The organism is Pseudonocardia sp. McavD-2-B, assembly GCF_024124365.1.
Lineage (GTDB): Bacteria > Actinomycetota > Actinomycetes > Mycobacteriales > Pseudonocardiaceae > Pseudonocardia > Pseudonocardia alni.
The window spans coordinates 1-16,491 of record NZ_JAMXSG010000121.1 but is presented as its reverse complement, the minus strand read 5'-3'; the positions used below and the strand labels follow the sequence as shown (position 1 = coordinate 16,491).

Below are 16,491 nucleotides of genomic sequence, written 5' to 3'. Positions count from 1 at the left end.
GGTGGCGGTCGTGGCGGCGGGCAGGCCGAACGCGAGCGCGCCGAGCGCCAGCCCGGACACGGCGGCACCGGTGCCCAGACGCACCCGTCGCGACCGGCCGGCGCGACGGCCGTGGTCGCCCTCGACCGGCGCCGGGCGCAGCACCGACACGAGCTGGCCGTCCGGGGTGAGCGACAGGCCCGCCGGCGGCGGAGGCAGCTCGGTGTCCTGCGGGATCGCGCGCAGCGTCGACATCAGCGACGGCGGCAGCGTGGGGGCGTCGGCACCGCGCAGCGCGGTGCGGGCCCGCCGCTGCTCGGCGACCTCCACCGCGCAGTCGGGGCAGCGCTCGAGGTGGCGGGTGGCGCGGTCGTGCGGGCCGGCGGCCAGCTCGTCGTCCACGAAGGCGACGACCGCCTCGAGCGTCAGGTGGGTCGTCCCCCAGTCCGGGGGGACGACCTGGAAACGCCGTCGCTCGGTCACGGGACCAACTCTGCCACCGGACCGCGGTCGGATGCCACCGCCTGCTCCTCCGCCGCGGCCGCGCGGTGCCGCTCCAGCGACGCCCGCAGCGCGGTCCGACCCCGGTGGATGCGGCTGCGGACGGTGCCGAGCTTCACCCCGAGGGTGGCGCCGATCTCCTCGTAGGACAGGCCCTCGACGTCGCACAGGACGACGGCGACCCGGAAGTCCGGGGGCAGCTCGTCCAGCGCGGCCTGCAGGTGCGGGTCGAGGTGGTTGATCGCGAACACGGTCTCGGGCTCGGGGCCACCGCCCGGGAGCCGGTCGGTGTCCTCGGGCAGTCCCTCCATCCGCAGCCGGGCGCGGCGGCGGACCATGTCGAGGAACAGGTTCGTGGTGATGCGGTGCAGCCAGCCCTCGAAGGTGCCCGGCTTGTAGGACGCCAGGGACCGGAACACCCGGATGAAGGTCTCCTGGGTGAGGTCCTCCGCGTCGTGCTGGTTGCCGGACAGGCGGTAGGCGAGTCGGTAGACGCGGTCGGCGTGCTCCCGGACGACCTCGTCCCAGGTGGGCGGGGTCCAGTCGGCACCCTCACCGGGGCGGGTACCGGCGGCGGCGTCCCGGAACGGGGCGTCGTCGGTTGCGCGAGGGGCGGACATCGGGGCGGGGCACCTCCGTGGAGTCGCGACCGTGTCGTGGTGTCGATCGGCCGCGAGGCTTCGTTCGTTGCACCACAGACTGCCCGCCACCCATGAGGAGGATGTGAAACCCGTCTGAGAGAAGTCTGTGAAACCGACGACGGATCATGCGGCGATAATCTTGCGCCATGAGCACACCCGCGGGGGCGGCCGCGTACGCCGAGGGCTACCTCGCCGAGGACGATGCGTGCGGCGAGGCCCGCGCACTGGGCACGGCGGCGGGCGCGCACCCCATCTCCGCGGCGGGCGGGGCGGCGCTGTCGGTGCTGGCCGCGACGGTCTCCGCTCGGGCCGTCGTCGAGATCGGGACCGGAGCCGGGGTGAGCGGGCTGTACCTCCTGCGCGGCATGGCCGGCGACGGGACGCTGACCACCATCGACGTCGACCCGGAGCTGCAGCGTTCGGCCCGGCGCACCTTCCTCGCCGCCGGGTACGGGCCCGGGCGCGCGCGGCTGATCAACGGGATGGCACTGGAGGTGCTGCCGCGACTGACCGACGGCGGCTACGACCTCGTCGTCGCCGACGCCGTCCCCGCCGAGTACCCCGGCTACTTGGCCGAGGCGATCCGGCTGCTGCGCCCCGGCGGGGTGCTGGTGCTGGAGGGTGTGCTCGACGGTGGCCGGGTCGCCGAGCCCGGTGCCGCGCACGGTCCGGGTACCGCCGCGCTGCGCGAGACCGCCGCGCTGGTCCGCGACGACGAGCGCCTGCTGTCGGCGCTGCTGCCGGTCGCGGACGGGATGCTCTGCGCCGTCCGCAGGTGAGCGGAGCGAACGCGGCATCGACACCGCAGGTGAGCGGAGCGAACGCGGCATCGACACCGCAGGTGAGCGGAGCGAACGCGGCATCGACACCGCAGGTGAGCGGAGCGAACGCGGCATCGACACCGCAGAGGAGCGCGGAACCGCAGCTCGGCGCTACTGCGCCGTGACGCCCTTGCCGAGGACGACGACGCCGCCGTTGGAGACGGTGTAGCGGCTGCGGTCGAGGTTCAGGTCGACGCCGATCAGCGCGCCGTCGGGGACGACGACGTTCTTGTCGAGGATCGCACGGCGCACGACCGCGCCCCGGCCGATCCGGGCGCCCGGCAGCACGACCGAGTCCGAGACCTCCGCGCCGCCGGACACCGACACGTTCGGGCTGATGACCGACCGGCGCACGATCGCCCCGGAGATGATCGTGCCCGCGCCGACGATCGAGTCCTGGGCGATCCCGCCCTCGACGAACTTCGCCGGCGGCAGCGCGGGCATCGCGGTGCGGATGGGCCAGCGCTGGTTGTAGAGGTTGAAGATCGGGTGCACCGAGACGAGGTCGGTGTGCGCGTCGTAGTACGCGTCGATGGTCCCGACGTCGCGCCAGTAGCCGGCGTCGCGCTCGGTGGCGCCGGGGACGACGTTGTCGGCGAAGTCGTAGACGTGCGCGTCACCCTTGGCGACGAGCGCCGGGATGATGTCCCCGCCCATGTCGTGGTCGGAGTCGGCGTTCGCCGCGTCGGCCTTCAGCGCGTCGAGCAGTGCCTCGGTGGTGAACACGTAGTTGCCCATCGAAGCGAAGGTCACCTCGGGGTCGTCCGGCACGTGCGGCGGGTCGGACGGCTTCTCGAGGAACTCGGTGATGCGGCCGGTCTCGTCGGAGGCGATGCAGCCGAACGCCTTGGCCTCGGCCCGCGGCACCCGGATCCCCGCGACGGTGACGCCCGCGCCGGACTCGGCGTGCTGGGCGATCATCTGCGCCGGGTCCATCCGGTAGACGTGGTCGGCGCCGAACACGGCGATGTACTCGGGCTGGTCGTCGTAGACCAGGTTGAGGCTCTGGAAGATCGCGTCCGCCGAGCCGGTGTACCAGCGCCTGCCGAGCCGCTGCTGGGCCGGGACGGTGGTGATGTACTGGTCGAGCACCGACGACAGCCGCCACGTCGTCGAGATGTGCCGGTCCAGCGAGTGCGACTTGTACTGGGTCAGCACGCACAGCCGGTCCATCCCGCAGTTCACGAGGTTGGACAGCACGAAGTCGATGAGCCGGTAGTTGCCACCGAACGGGACGGCGGGCTTGGCACGGTCCGCGGTGAGCGGCCAGAGCCGCTTCCCCTCGCCACCGGCCAGCACGATGCCGAGAACCCTTCCGGGAAGACGTCCGGACGCGGTCGGTCGCATGGCGTGAACACTAGTGGGCGCCCGGTGGCGGGGCCATACGTCCGGCCCCGCCGGGCAGGGTCGGACCGGATCGGACGCAGCGATCGCCCGGCGGACTCCTCGCGCCGCGTCCGCCCGCCCCGGTAGCGTCCCGGCCCGTGCGCGTCGGCCTTCTCACCCGTGAATACCCGCCCGCCGTCTACGGCGGCGCCGGAGTCCACGTGGGACATCTCGTCCCCGCCCTGCGGGAGCTCGTCGACGTCGACGTGCACTGCTTCGCCGAACCGGGCAGCAACGCCCCGGCCGACGCGCGCGCACACTCCGCGCCGCCGCTGCCGGACGGGGCGAACGCGGCGCTGACCACGCTCGGGGTGGACCTGTCGATGGCCGCCGAGCTGGAGCGCTGCGACGTGCTGCACTCCCACACCTGGTACGCCAACATGGCGGGCCACATCGGCGGTCTGCTGCACGGGCGCCCGCACGTGGTCACGGCCCACTCGCTGGAGCCGCTGCGGCCGTGGAAGGCCGAGCAGCTCGGCGGCGGGTACCGGCTGTCGTCGTGGGTGGAGCGGACCGCCTACGAGGCGGCGGACGCCGTCATCGCGGTCTCCCACGGCATGCGCCGCGACGTGCTGAACGCCTACCCCGCGATCGACCCGGACCTGGTGCACGTGGTGCACAACGGCATCGACACGCAGTTCTACGCGCCCGACCCGGCCCGCGACGCGCTGCTCGCCCACGGCGTCGACCCGGACCGGCCGCTCGTGGTGTTCGTCGGCCGGATCACCCGACAGAAGGGCCTCGGGCACCTGGTCGCGGCGGGACACCGGTTCGACCCGTCGGCGCAGGTCGTGCTCTGCGCGGGCGCCCCGGACACGAAGGAGATCGCGGCCGAGACCGAGCGGGCGGTGGCGGAGCTGTCCGCCTCGCGCGACGGCGTCGTGTGGATCCAGCGGATGCTCGCCACCGCCGAGGTCCGCCAGCTGCTGTCGGCGGCGACGGTGTTCGTGTGCCCCTCGGTCTACGAGCCGCTGGGCATCGTGAACCTGGAGGCGATGGCCTGCGGTACGGCCGTGGTCGCCTCCGACGTCGGCGGGATCCCGGAGGTCGTCGACGACGGCGCGACCGGCCTCCTCGCGCACTACGACCCGGCCGACACCGCCGCGTTCGAAGCGGCACTGGCCGAGGCGGTCAACGCGCTGGTCGCGGACCCGCGGCGGGCCGCGACGATGGGTGAGCGGGGCCGGGAGCGCGCGGTCGCCGAGTTCGCCTGGGCCGAGATGGCCCGGCGGACGCTGGAGGTCTACGAGTCGGTGGCCTGAGGCCCGTCACCAGGCCCCGGGTACGACGACGGCGGGACCGGTTCCCCGGCCCCGCCGCGTCGTGTCCGTTCCGTCGGCCGTCAGCCGACGGTCGACTTCAGCGCCTCACTGAGGTCGGTGGCCTCGTCCGGGGTCATCTCGACGACGAGACGCCCGCCGCCCTCGAGCGGGACGCGCATCACGATGCCCCGGCCCTCCTTGGTGACTTCCATGGGCCCGTCGCCGGTGCGGGGCTTCATCGCGGCCATTCGTCCGTCCTCCGTCAACATCCACAACTGTCGTTCCCCGGTGCGCGCTCGGGGCACGCGCCGACCGTGGGACCACATTGTCCCCCATCACCGGCGCCGAGGTGCAACCGAGGCGATCACGGCTCGGCAGCGATACCCGCGGCGTTCACGCAGCGCAACGGCCCGGCGACGCTACGGCGACCCCGGTCCGGTCCGCCGCGGGCCCTCCGGGGCGGCCCCGGCACGCCAGCAGTACGCGACGTGGTCGTCGACCAGACCGGTCGCCTGCATGAGTGCGTAGCAGGTGGTGGGACCGACGAACCGGAAGCCGCGCTTCTTGAGCGCCGTCGACAACGCCGTCGACGCGGGCGTGGAGCCGGGGACGTCGGACAGCCGTGCCGGGCGCGGGTGGTCGGCCGGGTCGGGTGCGTAGGAGGCGAGGAACGCGCCGAGGTCGTCACCGGCGTCGAGGAGGTCGAGCACGGCGCGGGCGTTGGAGATCGTGGCCTCGATCTTCATCCGGTTGCGCACGATCCGGGCGTCGCCGAGGAGGCGGGTCACGTCGTCGTCGCCGAAGCGGGCGACCGTGTCCGGGTCGAAGTCGGCGAAGACCTCGCGGAACGCCGGGCGCTTGCGCAGCACGACGATCCAGGACAGCCCGGACTGGAACGCCTCCAGGCTCATGCGCTCGAACCAGGCCGCGGTGCCGTGGACGGGGCGGCCCCACTCGTCGTCGTGGTAGGCGACGTAGTCCGGTGCCGAGAGCGCCCAGTCGCAGCGGGGGCGGTCGTCGTGAGCCGCGGGGTCGGGCGATGTCACCGGCCGGCCCGGTAGCGGTCCTCGGTCCGCTCGGCCATCCCGCGCAGCGAGTGCGCGACCCCGGCACGGAACGCGGGGCGCACCAGCGGCCAGCCGAACCGGCCGAGCGCACCGAGCGGCAGGTCGAGCAGCTCGGTCCACAGGAACCGCGACCGCGCCGGGCCCAGCTCCACGACGACGAACACGCCGTCGCCGCGGATCACGGTGCCGGTGTGGGTGACGACGATCCGCCGCTCCCCCGTCGCACCGGCGGGCGGTTCGGTCCACTCGGTGACCCGCATCGTGTCGGCGACGCCGAGCGGCCCGACCCCGGTGACCGCGCGCAGCTCGGTGCCGACCGAGCGGCCGTCGCCCGCGGTGATCTCGACGGTCGTGCCGAGCATCCAGTCCGACTGGCCCTCGAGGTCGGAGACGACCTCCCACAGGACGTCGGCGGGCACGTTGACGTCGACCGGGACCGTCAGCTCCACCCGGCCGTCGCCGGCCGGGCGCACGCCCGGGGTGCGGTCGCCGACCCCGCCGTCGCGGCCGTCCCCGCTCCTGCCTGCGGTACCGCCGTCACCACTGCCGTCGTTGCTCGTCACCCGGGTCCTCCTCGGCGCGCATCCGCGCGATCGTCGCCTCCAACCGGGCCACCCGGTCGGCCAGCTCGTGCCGGTCGGTCCGGACCCGGTCCAGCTCGCCGGCCAACCGGTCGAGTGCCCAGTCCACCTCAGCCATCCGGTATCCGCGCAGCACCTGCTGGAAACGCAGGTCGCGGACGTCGGTTCCGGAGACCTCGCGGGCGGGCAGCCGGGTGGGTGTCGCGTCCGGGGCGAGCGGGGCGAGCTCCTCCCCGCGGCCGAAGACCGCGGCCGCCAACACGAACACCAGCGCGGCGACGCCGGCCAGCACGAGCACGTACGCGAGGGCGGTCCCCATGCCGCCATCTCATCACGCCGGTCCGACGACGGGTCTCACCCCACGCGGGCGGCGGGTGCGACCACCGGCTCGGCGGACCCTCCGTCGCGCACCCGGCCCGGTGGGGGCCGGTCCACCTGGCGCAACGGACGGGTCTCGGTGCGCCATTCCGTCTCCGCGCCGTGGCCGGTGTGCACGTGGCCGGGGAGGACGTCGTCGGGGAGGAACGCGGTGAGTCCGGCGCCGGAGTCCTCGACCCCGCAGCGGGCCAGGGCCGTGGCGAGGACCTCGCGGGAGGTGCGGCCGAGCTCGTGCAGCGGGCGGTTGCGGTGCCGGCGCACGCCGAGGTCGGCCTGCGCGATGGCCGCGGTCCCGCCGACGACGGTGTCGGCGTCGGTGTCGAGCAGCAGGCCGATGTCGACGCCGTAGCCGGTCGCGAACGGGAGCCGGTCGAGCAGCTCGCGGGTGGCGGCGTACTCACCCCCGATGGGCTGGCGGACGTGCCGCAGCCCGGGGCGGAGCGCGGCGAGCAGGGGGCGGGCGAGCAGCTCGGTGACGCGGCCGCCCTCGTGCCCGCTCGCGTCGTCGGGGCCGCAGGCACCACCGGGGCCGCCGGGGCCGGTGAGCGGACGCCGGTGGTAGCCCTTGACCAGCGCGGTCCCGGGCCGGGTGAGCAGCGGCGCGAGGAGCCGTTCGACGAGCTCGGGGTGCGGGTCGACGAGGTCGGCGTCGATGAAGCAGACCAGGTCGGCCGGGCGCGGCCCGTTCCCCAGGGCGACGACGGCGCGCCACATCGCCTCGCCCTTGCCCGGCAGCACGTGGACGCCGGGCACCGCCCGCTCGCGGCCGAGCACCCGTGCCCCGGCCGCCGCGGCGTACTCCGCGGTGCGGTCGGTGCTCCCGGAGTCGAGGACGACGAGGTCGTCGACCAGCGGGACCGGGCCCTCGCACAGCCGGGTCAGCCCGGCGACGAGCGCACCGACCGTCGCCTCCTCGTCCAGGGCGGGCAGGACGACGGCGATGCGACGGCCGTCCTTGCGGGCGGCGAGCCGGGCGGAGAGGGTCACGGGCTCAGGTGAGCGGACGGGCGCACTCGTCGAGCGCCGCGCCGGCCAGCCCGGCGGGGTCGGCCGGAGCGGAGTCGCCGCCGCGGACCTGCCGCAGCCGCTCGATCGGGGCCCGTGAGGCGAACCCGCGGTCGGCGAGGCCGGCGACCCAGTCGACGAGGCCGTCCCAGTGGCCGTCGGGGTCGAGCAGCACGACCGGCTTGCCGTGGAGGCCGAGCGACCCGGCCGTCCAGACCTCGAAGAGCTCTTCACAGGTCCCGATGCCGCCGGGCAGCGCGAGGAACGCGTCGGCACGATCCTCCATCTGCTGCTTGCGCTCGCGCATGCTCTCGACGACGAGCAGCTCGTCGCTGTCGTGGTCGGCCCACTCGCGCTCGACCATGGACCGCGGGATGACCCCGACGGTGCGGCCGCCTGCCTCCCGGGCGCCGGCCGCGACCGCACCCATCATCGATTTGCGGCCCCCGCCGGACACGAGCGTCCAGCCGCGGGCGGCGACGGCACGGCCGACCTCCCGGGCGAGGTCGAGGTAGTGCGGGGCGACGCCGTCGGAGCTGGCGCAGTAGACGCAGACGGCGAACCCGGGCTCCGGACCGGCCATCAGTGCGTCTCCTCCCAGGCGTGGTAGGCCTCGTTGACCACGTCGACGGCGTCGTCGATGTCGTCGGTGACGTGCAGCAGGTCGAGGTCCTTCTCTCCGATCTTGCCGTCGGCGAGGACGGTCTTGGCGATCCAGTCGTAGAGGCCGCCCCAGTAGTCGCTGCCGAGCAGGACGACCGGGAACTTCGTGACCTTCTTGGTCTGCACGAGGACGAGGGCCTCGAACAGCTCGTCGAGCGTGCCGAACCCGCCGGGCAGGCAGACGAACGCCTGCGAGTACTTCACGAACATCGTCTTGCGGGCGAAGAAGTAGCGGAAGTTGATCCCGAGGTCGACCCACGGGTTCAGGCCCTGCTCGAACGGCAGCTCGATGCCGAGCCCGACCGAGAGCCCGCCCGCCTCGGAGGCACCGCGGTTCGCGGCCTCCATCGCGCCCGGGCCGCCCCCGGTGATGACGGCGAACCCGGCTCCGGCGAGCCGCGCCCCGAGCTCGCGGCCCAGCTCGTACTCCGGGGAGCCGGCCTGCGTGCGGGCCGAGCCGAACACGGTCGCCGCGCGCGGGAGTTCGGCGAGCATCCCGAACCCCTCGACGAATTCGGCCTGGATCCGCAGCACCCGCCACGGGTCGGTGTGCACCCAGTCGGCCGGGCCCCGGGAGTCGAGCAGCCGCTGGTCGGTGGTGGTCGGCTCGATGCTGCGTTCGCCGCGCAGCACCACCGGGCCACGCTGCTTCTCGGGCTGCTTCTCGTGCAGCGTCCGGGGATCGGCGTTCTCGTCGGCCATGACGATCACGGTATTCGGGCGGCGACGACCCGTTCCCGCCGGTGGGGTCGTCGCCGCGGGCCCGGCCGGCTCCGGTCAGGCGGGGTGGCCCGCGAGGTAGCGGCGCAGCACCGCGGTGCAGGCGGTGATCGCGTCCTCGGCGACGTGCTCCTCGCGGGTGTGGGCGAGGTTCGGGTCGCCGGGCCCGTAGTTGACCGCCGGGATGCCCAGCGCGGCGAAACGGGAGACGTCGGTCCAGCCGTACTTCGCCCGCGGTACCGCCCCGGTCGCGGCGACGAACTCCGCGGCAGCCGGCGCGGACAGGCCCGGCAGCGCCCCCGGCGAGAGGTCGGTGACGACGAGGGGGAACCCGTCGAACACCTCTCGGACGTGCTCGACGGCCTGCTCGGCGGACCGGTCCGGGGCGAACCGGAAGTTCACGGTGACGACGCACTCGTCGGGGACGACGTTGCCCGCGACCCCGCCGCCGATCCGCACGGCCTGCAGACCCTCGCGGTACTCGCAGCCGTCGATGTCCACCCACCGCGGCCGGTACGCCGCCAGCCGCGAGAGGATCTCCCCGGCCCGGTGGATCGCGTTGTCCCCCAGCCACGACCGCGCCGAGTGCGAGCGTCGTCCCGAGGCCCGCAGTTCGACGCGGAGGGTGCCCTGGCAGCCGGCCTCGAGGGTGCCGTCGGTGGGCTCGCCGAGGATCGCGAGGTCGGCGTCGAGCCAGTCCCGGTGCTCGCGCTCGATGCGGCCGAGCCCGTTGCGCTCCGCCTCGATCTCTTCGCAGTCGTAGAAGACCAGGGTGAGGTCGTGCCTCGGCTCGGCCAGCGTGGCCGCGAGGTGCGCGAAGACGGCATCGCCGGACTTCATGTCCGAGGTGCCGCAGCCGTGCACGATCCCGTCGGCGCGGCGCGACGGCACGTTGTCCGCGATCGGCACGGTGTCGATGTGCCCGGCCAGCAGCACGCGGTGCGGACGCCCCAGATCGGTGCGCGCGAGCACCGCGTCACCGGACCGCAGCACCTCCAGGTGCGGTGCCTGGGTCCGCAGCGCGGCCTCGAGCGCGTCGGCGAGTCGCCGCTCGTCACCGGACACACTGGCGATGTCGACCATTGCGGCCGTCAGGGTCACCGGGTCGGACGTGAGGTCCAGCGCGGGCAGCGTCGTCGTCACCGGCCCGACGCTACCGACCCGTCCGGGCGCCCCTCCCCCGCGACCCGGCCGTGCCCGGGTACTCCGGACCGACCGCCGCGGCGCCGGATCGACGCCCCGGCCCCGTGCCGCGTCGCCGGGGGGTGGGCTCCTTGGTCGTGGCTTTGCTCTGCTCACCGATACGCAGCACGGGCCCACGGGCGCCTCTCGCGCCCCTCCCGTCGGACCCGGATCGGGGCAGGGTCGGGGCGTGAACGGTCTCCGTCCGCCTCCTGGGGGCCGTCCCCGGCCTGCCCGCTGCGTATCGGTGAGCAGAGCAAAGCGACGCACGGACGGCCACCTCCGGACGACCGATCGGGCCGCGGCCCGCCGCGTCGATCATCGCTGGCACCGGCGACGGCCCGGCTGTCCACAAGTGCGCGAGTTGTCCACAGGTTCGCAGGTCGCCGGCGCATTCCCGGCTCGCGGACGCAGGGTCGGTGCATGGACATCATCGAGGGCGACCGGCTGCCCGCGGAGCCGCCGCCGGCGCCGGTCGACATCGTCGTCCCGGATCTGTCCGGTCTGGTCCGGCGGGTGCGGCGCAGCGCGGACCTGTCGCAGCGGGAGCTCGCGGAGCGGACGGGGCTGGCGCCGTCGACGATCGCCCGGATCGAGAGCCGGTCGCTCGCGCCGGCGCTGGACACGCTGGCCGCGATCCTGTCGGTCGCGGGGCTGCGGCTGGTCGTCGTCGACGCGGAGAACCGGCGGGTGCCACCGATGGAGGACCCGCCGGGTGACCTGCGGGACGGGGCGGGGCGCAGGTTCCCGTCGCATCTGGACGTGATCCTCGACCCGCTGCCCGGTGAGTGGTGGGGCGACCGGTACGGCTGCGCCCGACCGCCGGAGACGTTCCACCGGGATCGGCCGCTGCGCGATGCGATGCGGCGGCGCAGCGTGTGGGAGGTGCGGGTCGCGCAGTTCCGCACCGTGCCGCCACCGCCGACCATCGAGCACTGGATGATGATGCAGGCCCGTTGCCGGGCGTGCGGGCGGCTGCCCGACCCGCCACCGCCGCCGTTCGCGCCGACCGCGGTGCTCCGCTATCTGCAGGCCGCGGCCCTGCTGCTCTCGGTACGGGCAGCCGATCATGAGGACGTGTCCCGGCGCACCCACCGCGGCGTGCCGTGGGCGACGGCGGGACGGTAGGTTCGGGGCCTGTGAGCACCGAGTACCGCCGCGAAGGCGCTTCCGGAACCGGCCTGGCCACGGTCACGACCGACGGCACCGTCCTCGACGTCTGGTACCCGGCGCCGGTGCTGGCCGGGGGCTCGTCCGACGACGCCGTCGACCTGGCGCACCTCGTCGGGACCGACGAGCTGCGTGGAGTCCGCACCGAGGTCGTGCGCACCGAGATCGCCTCGCTGGCCGACGCGCCCGCCGATGCCGCCGACGTCTACCTGCGGCTGCACCTGCTCAGCCACCGCCTCGTCCAGCCGCACCAGGTGAACCTCGAGGGCCAGTTCGGGCTGCTCACCAACGTCGTCTGGACCAACCACGGCCCGTGCCCGGTGCCCGGGTTCGAGCTCACCCGGGCGACGCTGCGCGGCCGCGGCCCGGTGATCGTCACCCATGTCGACAAGTTCCCGCGGATGGTCGACTACGTGATCCCTGCCGGCGTCCGCATCGGTGACGCCGACCGCGTCCGGCTCGGCGCGCACCTCGCCGAGGGCACGACCGTCATGCACGAGGGCTTCGTCAACTTCAACGCCGGCACTCTCGGCGCGTCGATGGTCGAGGGCCGGATCTCCGCCGGTGTCGTCGTCGGGGACGGCTCGGACGTCGGCGGCGGTGCCTCGATCATGGGGACGCTGTCCGGTGGCGGCAAGGAGGTCATCTCGATCGGCCGCCGCTGTCTGCTCGGCGCGAACGCGGGCCTGGGCATCTCCCTCGGCGACGACTGCGTGGTCGAGGCCGGTCTCTACCTCACGGCGGGCACCAAGGTCACGCTGCCCGACGGCAGCACCACCGCGGCGCGCGAGCTGTCCGGTCAGAACGGGCTGCTGCTGCGCCGCAACTCGGTGTCCGGCGCGGTCGAGGCGCTGGCCCGTACCGGCGACGGCATCGCCCTCAACGCAGCGCTGCACGCCAACTGACGGCCCGGCAGCGGTTCGCGGCGGAACGACCCACAGAAGCAGGACGGCAGGGACATGGTGGGTATGGACGGGGCTGCGCAGCCTCCGGGGAACCTCTACGGCGCCGCGGACCTCGGTGAGCCGCTGACCGCGGGACCGCAGGACCCGGCGGTGGCGCACGTCCGCGCGCTGCTGGACAAGCGGCTGCGCGCGATGCTGCGGCACGAGCCCGGTGTGCGCGACGGGTCCGAGATCGAGGACCTGCACCAGATGCGGGTCTCCGTGCGGCGGATGCGGGCGGCGCTCAAGGCTGCCCGCCCCCTGCTCGACCACACCTGGGCGGACCTGCTGCGCGCCGAGCTCGGCCGGCTCGGCCGGGCGCTCGGCCCGGTGCGCGACCTCGACGTGATGATCGCCCGCCTCCGCGGTGAGGTGGCCACGCTGCCGTCGGCCGAACTGGCCGCCGGTGAGCGACTGATCGCGGTGCTGGAGGCCGAGCGGGTCGGTGCGCGGGCCGAGATGCTCGACGAGCTCGACTCCGACCGGCACGCGGCACTGCGTCGCTCGCTGGTCGAGGCCGTCTCCGCTCCGCTGCCGGAGCCGCCGGACGAGGTCGCCCGCCCCGAACTGATCGAGCTGGTCCGGGCCGAGACCCGCAAGCTCGTCAAGGCGGTGCGCCGGGCCGGGCCGAACCCGCCGGACATGACCCTGCACGACCTGCGGATCCGCACCAAGCGGCTGCGCTACACCGGTGAACTCGTCGAACCGGCGATGCGCGACGCGGACGGGTCCCGCACCGACGACGCCCGTCAGGTCCGCCGGATGTTGAAGGCCGCCGCCGGACTGCAGGAGGTCCTGGGGGACCACCAGGACGCCTGCGTCGCCGAGCACCGCATCCGCGCCCTGCTCGACGAGCTGGGCCCCGGCCCCGACGCCCACGAGGTCTTCGTCGGCGGCCGGTTGGTCGAGCGGGAGCGGGCCCGTGCCGAGGCGCTGCGCGAGCAGTGGTGGGCCGCGTGGGAACGTCTGGCCGAGCAGGCCGAGGCGCTCTGAGACGGCGCCCGCTCAGCGCGGACGGTCCCCGATCCTGACCACCGCGCCGCCCTGCAGCGCGGCGCCGATCAGAAGCAACGCGATCGCGGCCGGGAACCCGGCGGAGTCGATGACCAGGCCCATCACCAGCGGTCCCACCCCGGCGGAGAGGTAGCCGATACCGAGGCCGAAGCCGCTGACGGCGGCGCTGCGGGCAGGGGTCGGCGTCCGCCAGGCGATCACGGTCAGTCCCAGCGGGAACCCGGCGCCGACCCCGATCCCGATCAGGATCGCCCACAGCCACGGCAGTGGCGTCCCTTGCGCGGGGGCGAGCAGCACCCCCAGCGTCCCGGCGGCCGAGCTGAGTACGGACAGCGCCGCCCAGAACCGCCACCGGCGTCGTCGCTCGGCCGCGGCCGGGAACAGCAGCGCGGACGGGATCTGAGCAATGCTCCACACGGCGAGGAGGAGCCCGGCCCCCTGGGGTGACCAGCCCTGCGACTCGTAGAACGGCGACAGCCAGGTCAGCCAGCCGTAGAAGATCGTCGACGTCCCGGCCAGGTAGCAGGCGACACGGCGGGCGAACGGGTCGTGCCGGACCCGGACCTCCTCGGCGAGCGAGGGGCCGTCGCCGGTCGCCTCCGGGGCGCCCACGGGCTCCCGCCGGGCGAGACCGATCCGGCTCGCGACCGGGATCCACACCGCGACGGCGAGCACCGCGGGCACCGCCCACACCGCGAGCGACCACGACCAGCCGCCGAGCGCGACGGCCAGCGGCACGGCGACCGCGGACGCGACCGTCGCACCGATCATCATCGAGACGACGTAGGCACCGGTCACCGCACCCGCACGCTCGGCCAGATGCTCCTTGACGACCCCGGTGAGCAGCACCCCGGACACCCCGATGCCGAGCCCGACCAGCACCGAGCCACCGACCAGCGCGGGCAGCGCCATCACCGACCGCAGCAGACTGCCCACCGCGATCGTCGCCACGGCGACGCCGAGCAGCCGCTCACGGCCGACCCGGACGGCGACGGCGGCGGCGCCGAACGAGCCCACCGACATCATCAACACCGCGCCGGCCTGCACCAGACCGGCCGCGCCCGCCCCGATCCCGAGGTCGGCCCGCGCGGTCTCCAGCAGCGGCGGGTACCCGGCGAGCCCGGCCCGCAGGTTGACCGCGAGCGCCAGCACCCCGAGCAGGACCAGGGCGGGCCGGACGACCGGCCGGGACCGGGCCACGGGGGCGCCAGGCCCGGCGCCCCCGGGTAGGTTCCGACCACCGGGACGCGGTGCCTGCATTCGACGGCTCCTTCGCCTGCCGGCTCGCTGCACCGGCCTCGTCGCTACCGGGGCGATCCTCTCCCGGGATCCTTGCCTATCGCAACGACGGCGACGGTCAGGCCGCGCCGAGCCGCTCGACCGCGGCGTCGATCCGCTCGTCCGGCGCGGTCAGCCCGACCCGGACGTGCTGGGCACCGGCGGGCCCGTAGAACTCACCGGGTGCGACGAGGATCCCCAGGCCGGCGAGCCGGTCCACGGTCTCGCGGCACGGCTCGCCCGCGCTCGCCCACAGGTAGAGACCGGCCTGCGAGTGCTCGACCGTCAGCCCGGCCTTCTCCAGCCCGGCCCGCAGGCGGGTACGACGGGCGTCGTAGCGGGCGGCCTGCTCGACGACGTGCGCGTCGTCGGAGACGGCCGCCTCCAGCGCGGCCTGCACCGGACGCGGCACGATCATGCCCGCGTGCTTGCGGACCTCCAGCAGCCCCGACACCAGCGCCGGGTCCCCCGCGACGAACCCGGCGCGGTACCCGGCGAGGTTCGACACCTTCGACAGCGAGTGGACGGCCAGCAGCCCGGTGGTGTCGCCGTCGCAGACGTCGGGGTGCAGCACCGACCGCGGGGCGGGGTCGGAGTCGCCGGGCAGTCCGAGGTAGCACTCGTCGGAGGCGACGACCGCGCCCCGCTCCCGTGCCCAGGTCACGACCTTGCGCAGGTGCTCGACCGGCAGGACCCGGCCGGTGGGGTTCGACGGCGAGTTGAGCCACACCAGCCGGACCCGGGCCGGCCCCGCGGCGGTGAGGCCGTCGGAACGGACGTGCCCGGCCCCCGCCAGCCGCGCCCCGACCTCGTAGGTCGGGTACGCGAGCTCCGGGATGACGACGGTGTCGCCCGCGCCGAGGCCCAGCAGCGTCGGCAGCCACGCGACCAGCTCCTTCGAGCCGATCGTGGGCACCACCGCGGCCGGGTCGACCCCGGACACCCCGAAGCGCCGCTGCAGGGAGGCGACGACCGCCTCGCGCAGCGACGCCGGGCCGTGCGTCGTCGGGTAACCGGGCTCGGCGGCGGCCGGCCCGGCCACCGCGTCGCGCAGCACCCCGGGAACCGGGTCCACCGGGGTGCCGACCGACAGGTCGACGATGCCGTCCGGGTGCGCCGCCGCGCGCTCACGCGCACCGGTCAGCGAGTCCCAGGGGAAGTCGGGGAGGTCGAGCCTGCTCACTCGTCGTGTTCCTGCGGGGGCAGGCTCTTCGCCGGCTCCACGTCACGGTCGACCTTGCCGAGCTTCGAGGCGCCGCCGGGCGAGCCCAGCTCGTCGAAGAAGTCCACATTGGCCTTGGTGTAGGCGGCCCACTGGTCGGGGACGTCGTCCTCGTAGTAGATGGCCTCGACGGGGCAGACCGGCTCGCAGGCCCCGCAGTCGACGCACTCGTCGGGGTGGATGTAGAGCATCCGTCCACCCTCGTAGATGCAGTCCACCGGGCATTCCTCGATACACGCCTTGTCGAGCAGGTCGACGCAGGGTTCGGCGATCACGTAGGTCACTTCGGTGGTCCTCCACTCGGAGCAGCGGGCACCCGGAGATCATGTGGTGGAAGGGTGCCCGGTCAAACTGGGACGCCCGCAGGTTAACCCGCGCCCCCGGGCGGGGCAGGAGTGAGGTGGTCGGGTTCATGCTGGACGAGCTGGCCGGGCGGAGGGTGGCGCTGCGCCACCGCATCGCGCCCGAGGGCGCACCGGGGCCCCGGCTGACCGACGCGGTCGGCGAGCTGACGCCCGACGGGCCGGACGCGGTCGTCGTGCACACCCGGTCGGGACCGGTGCGGATCGCCCGCGACGCCGTCGTCGCCGTCCGCGAGGTGCCGCCCGCCCCGGCCCGGCGCGCGTCCCGGGCGGCGGTGGACCGGCTGGAACGCGTACGGGCGGCGGCCTGGCCGG

At 74.5% G+C, this 16,491-nt stretch carries 20 protein-coding genes; 6 read left to right on the top strand and 14 right to left on the bottom strand.

The window, feature by feature from the left end; translation table 11 throughout:
- Together NH602_RS16870 and sigE are read right to left on the bottom strand one after the other, a co-directional pair.
- The coding region (locus NH602_RS16870; RefSeq protein WP_253068301.1) for an anti-sigma factor at positions 1 to 462 on the bottom strand (462 nt) is incomplete at its 3' end.
- Positions 459 to 1,100 carry an RNA polymerase sigma factor SigE gene (sigE, locus tag NH602_RS16865; protein ID WP_062400471.1) on the bottom strand — a complete coding sequence of 214 codons (642 nt, stop codon included), beginning with the start codon at positions 1,098 to 1,100 and terminating at the stop codon, positions 459 to 461. The genes NH602_RS16870 and sigE, both read right to left, overlap by 4 nt.
- Positions 1,101 to 1,267: 167 nt before the next feature.
- On the opposite strand from sigE, the gene NH602_RS16860 reads away from it, so the two are divergent.
- Positions 1,268 to 1,900 carry an O-methyltransferase gene (locus NH602_RS16860; RefSeq protein ID WP_062400469.1) on the top strand — a complete coding sequence of 211 codons (633 nt, stop codon included), beginning with the start codon at positions 1,268 to 1,270 and terminating at the stop codon, positions 1,898 to 1,900.
- Between the two features lie 153 nt (positions 1,901 to 2,053).
- Here the strand turns inward: NH602_RS16860 and glgC are convergent, their stop codons facing one another.
- On the bottom strand, positions 2,054 to 3,289 hold the full coding sequence (glgC, locus tag NH602_RS16855; protein ID WP_073577744.1) for a glucose-1-phosphate adenylyltransferase: 1,236 nt from the start codon (positions 3,287 to 3,289) through the stop codon (positions 2,054 to 2,056).
- Positions 3,290 to 3,426: 137 nt separating this feature from the next.
- Here glgC and glgA point away from each other — a divergent pair, with 137 nt between their 5' ends.
- Positions 3,427 to 4,590 carry a glycogen synthase gene (glgA, locus tag NH602_RS16850; RefSeq protein WP_253068300.1) on the top strand — a complete coding sequence of 388 codons (1,164 nt, stop codon included), beginning with the start codon at positions 3,427 to 3,429 and terminating at the stop codon, positions 4,588 to 4,590.
- 80 nt (positions 4,591 to 4,670) lie between these two features.
- On the opposite strand, the gene NH602_RS16845 is transcribed toward glgA, so the two are convergent.
- From NH602_RS16845 to dapE, 8 genes are all read right to left on the bottom strand, one after another.
- Positions 4,671 to 4,838 carry a DUF3117 domain-containing protein gene (locus tag NH602_RS16845; protein WP_010241564.1) on the bottom strand — a complete coding sequence of 56 codons (168 nt, stop codon included), beginning with the start codon at positions 4,836 to 4,838 and terminating at the stop codon, positions 4,671 to 4,673.
- Between the two features lie 171 nt (positions 4,839 to 5,009).
- Positions 5,010 to 5,636: a DNA-3-methyladenine glycosylase I gene (locus NH602_RS16840; RefSeq protein ID WP_073577742.1), complete on the bottom strand. Its 627-nt coding sequence runs from the start codon at positions 5,634 to 5,636 to the stop codon at positions 5,010 to 5,012.
- The gene (locus tag NH602_RS16835) at positions 5,633 to 6,220 is read right to left on the bottom strand and encodes an SRPBCC family protein (protein WP_374210192.1); all 588 of its coding nucleotides are present in this window, start codon (positions 6,218 to 6,220) and stop codon (positions 5,633 to 5,635) included. The genes NH602_RS16840 and NH602_RS16835 overlap by 4 nt, the downstream gene beginning before the upstream one ends.
- A complete protein-coding gene (locus tag NH602_RS16830; protein ID WP_073577741.1) occupies positions 6,195 to 6,557 on the bottom strand; it encodes a DivIVA domain-containing protein in 363 nt (120 codons plus the stop codon). The genes NH602_RS16835 and NH602_RS16830 overlap by 26 nt, the downstream gene beginning before the upstream one ends.
- Positions 6,558 to 6,592: 35 nt before the next feature.
- Positions 6,593 to 7,603: a glucosyl-3-phosphoglycerate synthase gene (locus NH602_RS16825; protein WP_253068299.1), complete on the bottom strand. Its 1,011-nt coding sequence runs from the start codon at positions 7,601 to 7,603 to the stop codon at positions 6,593 to 6,595.
- A 4-nt stretch (positions 7,604 to 7,607) separates the two neighbouring features.
- Entirely contained in the window at positions 7,608 to 8,204 is a 597-nt protein-coding gene (locus NH602_RS16820) for a TIGR00730 family Rossman fold protein (protein ID WP_073577739.1), read from the bottom strand.
- Positions 8,204 to 8,986 (bottom strand): TIGR00730 family Rossman fold protein, encoded by a 783-nt coding sequence (locus NH602_RS16815; protein ID WP_100880847.1) that lies wholly within the window; start codon positions 8,984 to 8,986, stop codon positions 8,204 to 8,206. Before NH602_RS16815 ends, NH602_RS16820 begins: the two co-directional genes overlap by 1 nt.
- Before the next feature lie 75 nt (positions 8,987 to 9,061).
- Complete coding sequence (gene dapE / locus NH602_RS16810; RefSeq protein ID WP_246353111.1) at positions 9,062 to 10,135, bottom strand: succinyl-diaminopimelate desuccinylase; 1,074 nt, start codon at positions 10,133 to 10,135, stop codon at positions 9,062 to 9,064.
- Positions 10,136 to 10,609: 474 nt separating this feature from the next.
- Between dapE and NH602_RS16805 the strand changes: the two genes are divergently transcribed.
- The 3 genes from NH602_RS16805 to NH602_RS16795 all read left to right on the top strand — a co-directional run bounded on the left by NH602_RS16805 (position 10,610) and on the right by NH602_RS16795 (position 13,293).
- The gene (locus tag NH602_RS16805; RefSeq protein ID WP_253068298.1) at positions 10,610 to 11,314 is read left to right on the top strand and encodes a helix-turn-helix transcriptional regulator; all 705 of its coding nucleotides are present in this window, start codon (positions 10,610 to 10,612) and stop codon (positions 11,312 to 11,314) included.
- A gap of 11 nt (positions 11,315 to 11,325) precedes the next feature.
- Positions 11,326 to 12,261, top strand: coding sequence for a 2,3,4,5-tetrahydropyridine-2,6-dicarboxylate N-succinyltransferase (gene dapD, locus NH602_RS16800; protein WP_253068297.1), 936 nt, complete (start codon positions 11,326 to 11,328; stop codon positions 12,259 to 12,261).
- 63 nt (positions 12,262 to 12,324) lie between these two features.
- On the top strand, positions 12,325 to 13,293 hold the full coding sequence (locus NH602_RS16795; protein ID WP_179761002.1) for a CHAD domain-containing protein: 969 nt from the start codon (positions 12,325 to 12,327) through the stop codon (positions 13,291 to 13,293).
- Positions 13,294 to 13,305: 12 nt separating this feature from the next.
- Here NH602_RS16795 and NH602_RS16790 read toward each other — a convergent pair whose 3' ends face one another.
- The 3 genes from NH602_RS16790 to fdxA form a co-directional block, all read right to left on the bottom strand.
- Positions 13,306 to 14,514, bottom strand: coding sequence for an MFS transporter (locus NH602_RS16790; RefSeq protein WP_253068296.1), 1,209 nt, complete (start codon positions 14,512 to 14,514; stop codon positions 13,306 to 13,308).
- Between the two features lie 157 nt (positions 14,515 to 14,671).
- Positions 14,672 to 15,775 carry a succinyldiaminopimelate transaminase gene (gene dapC, locus NH602_RS16785; RefSeq protein ID WP_179761004.1) on the bottom strand — a complete coding sequence of 368 codons (1,104 nt, stop codon included), beginning with the start codon at positions 15,773 to 15,775 and terminating at the stop codon, positions 14,672 to 14,674.
- Entirely contained in the window at positions 15,772 to 16,098 is a 327-nt protein-coding gene (gene fdxA / locus NH602_RS16780; protein ID WP_020626080.1) for a ferredoxin, read from the bottom strand. Before fdxA ends, dapC begins: the two co-directional genes overlap by 4 nt.
- A 128-nt stretch (positions 16,099 to 16,226) precedes the next feature.
- On the opposite strand from fdxA, the gene NH602_RS16775 reads away from it, so the two are divergent.
- A partial coding sequence (locus tag NH602_RS16775) for a hypothetical protein (RefSeq protein ID WP_253068295.1) occupies positions 16,227 to 16,491 on the top strand: 265 nt, incomplete at its 3' end.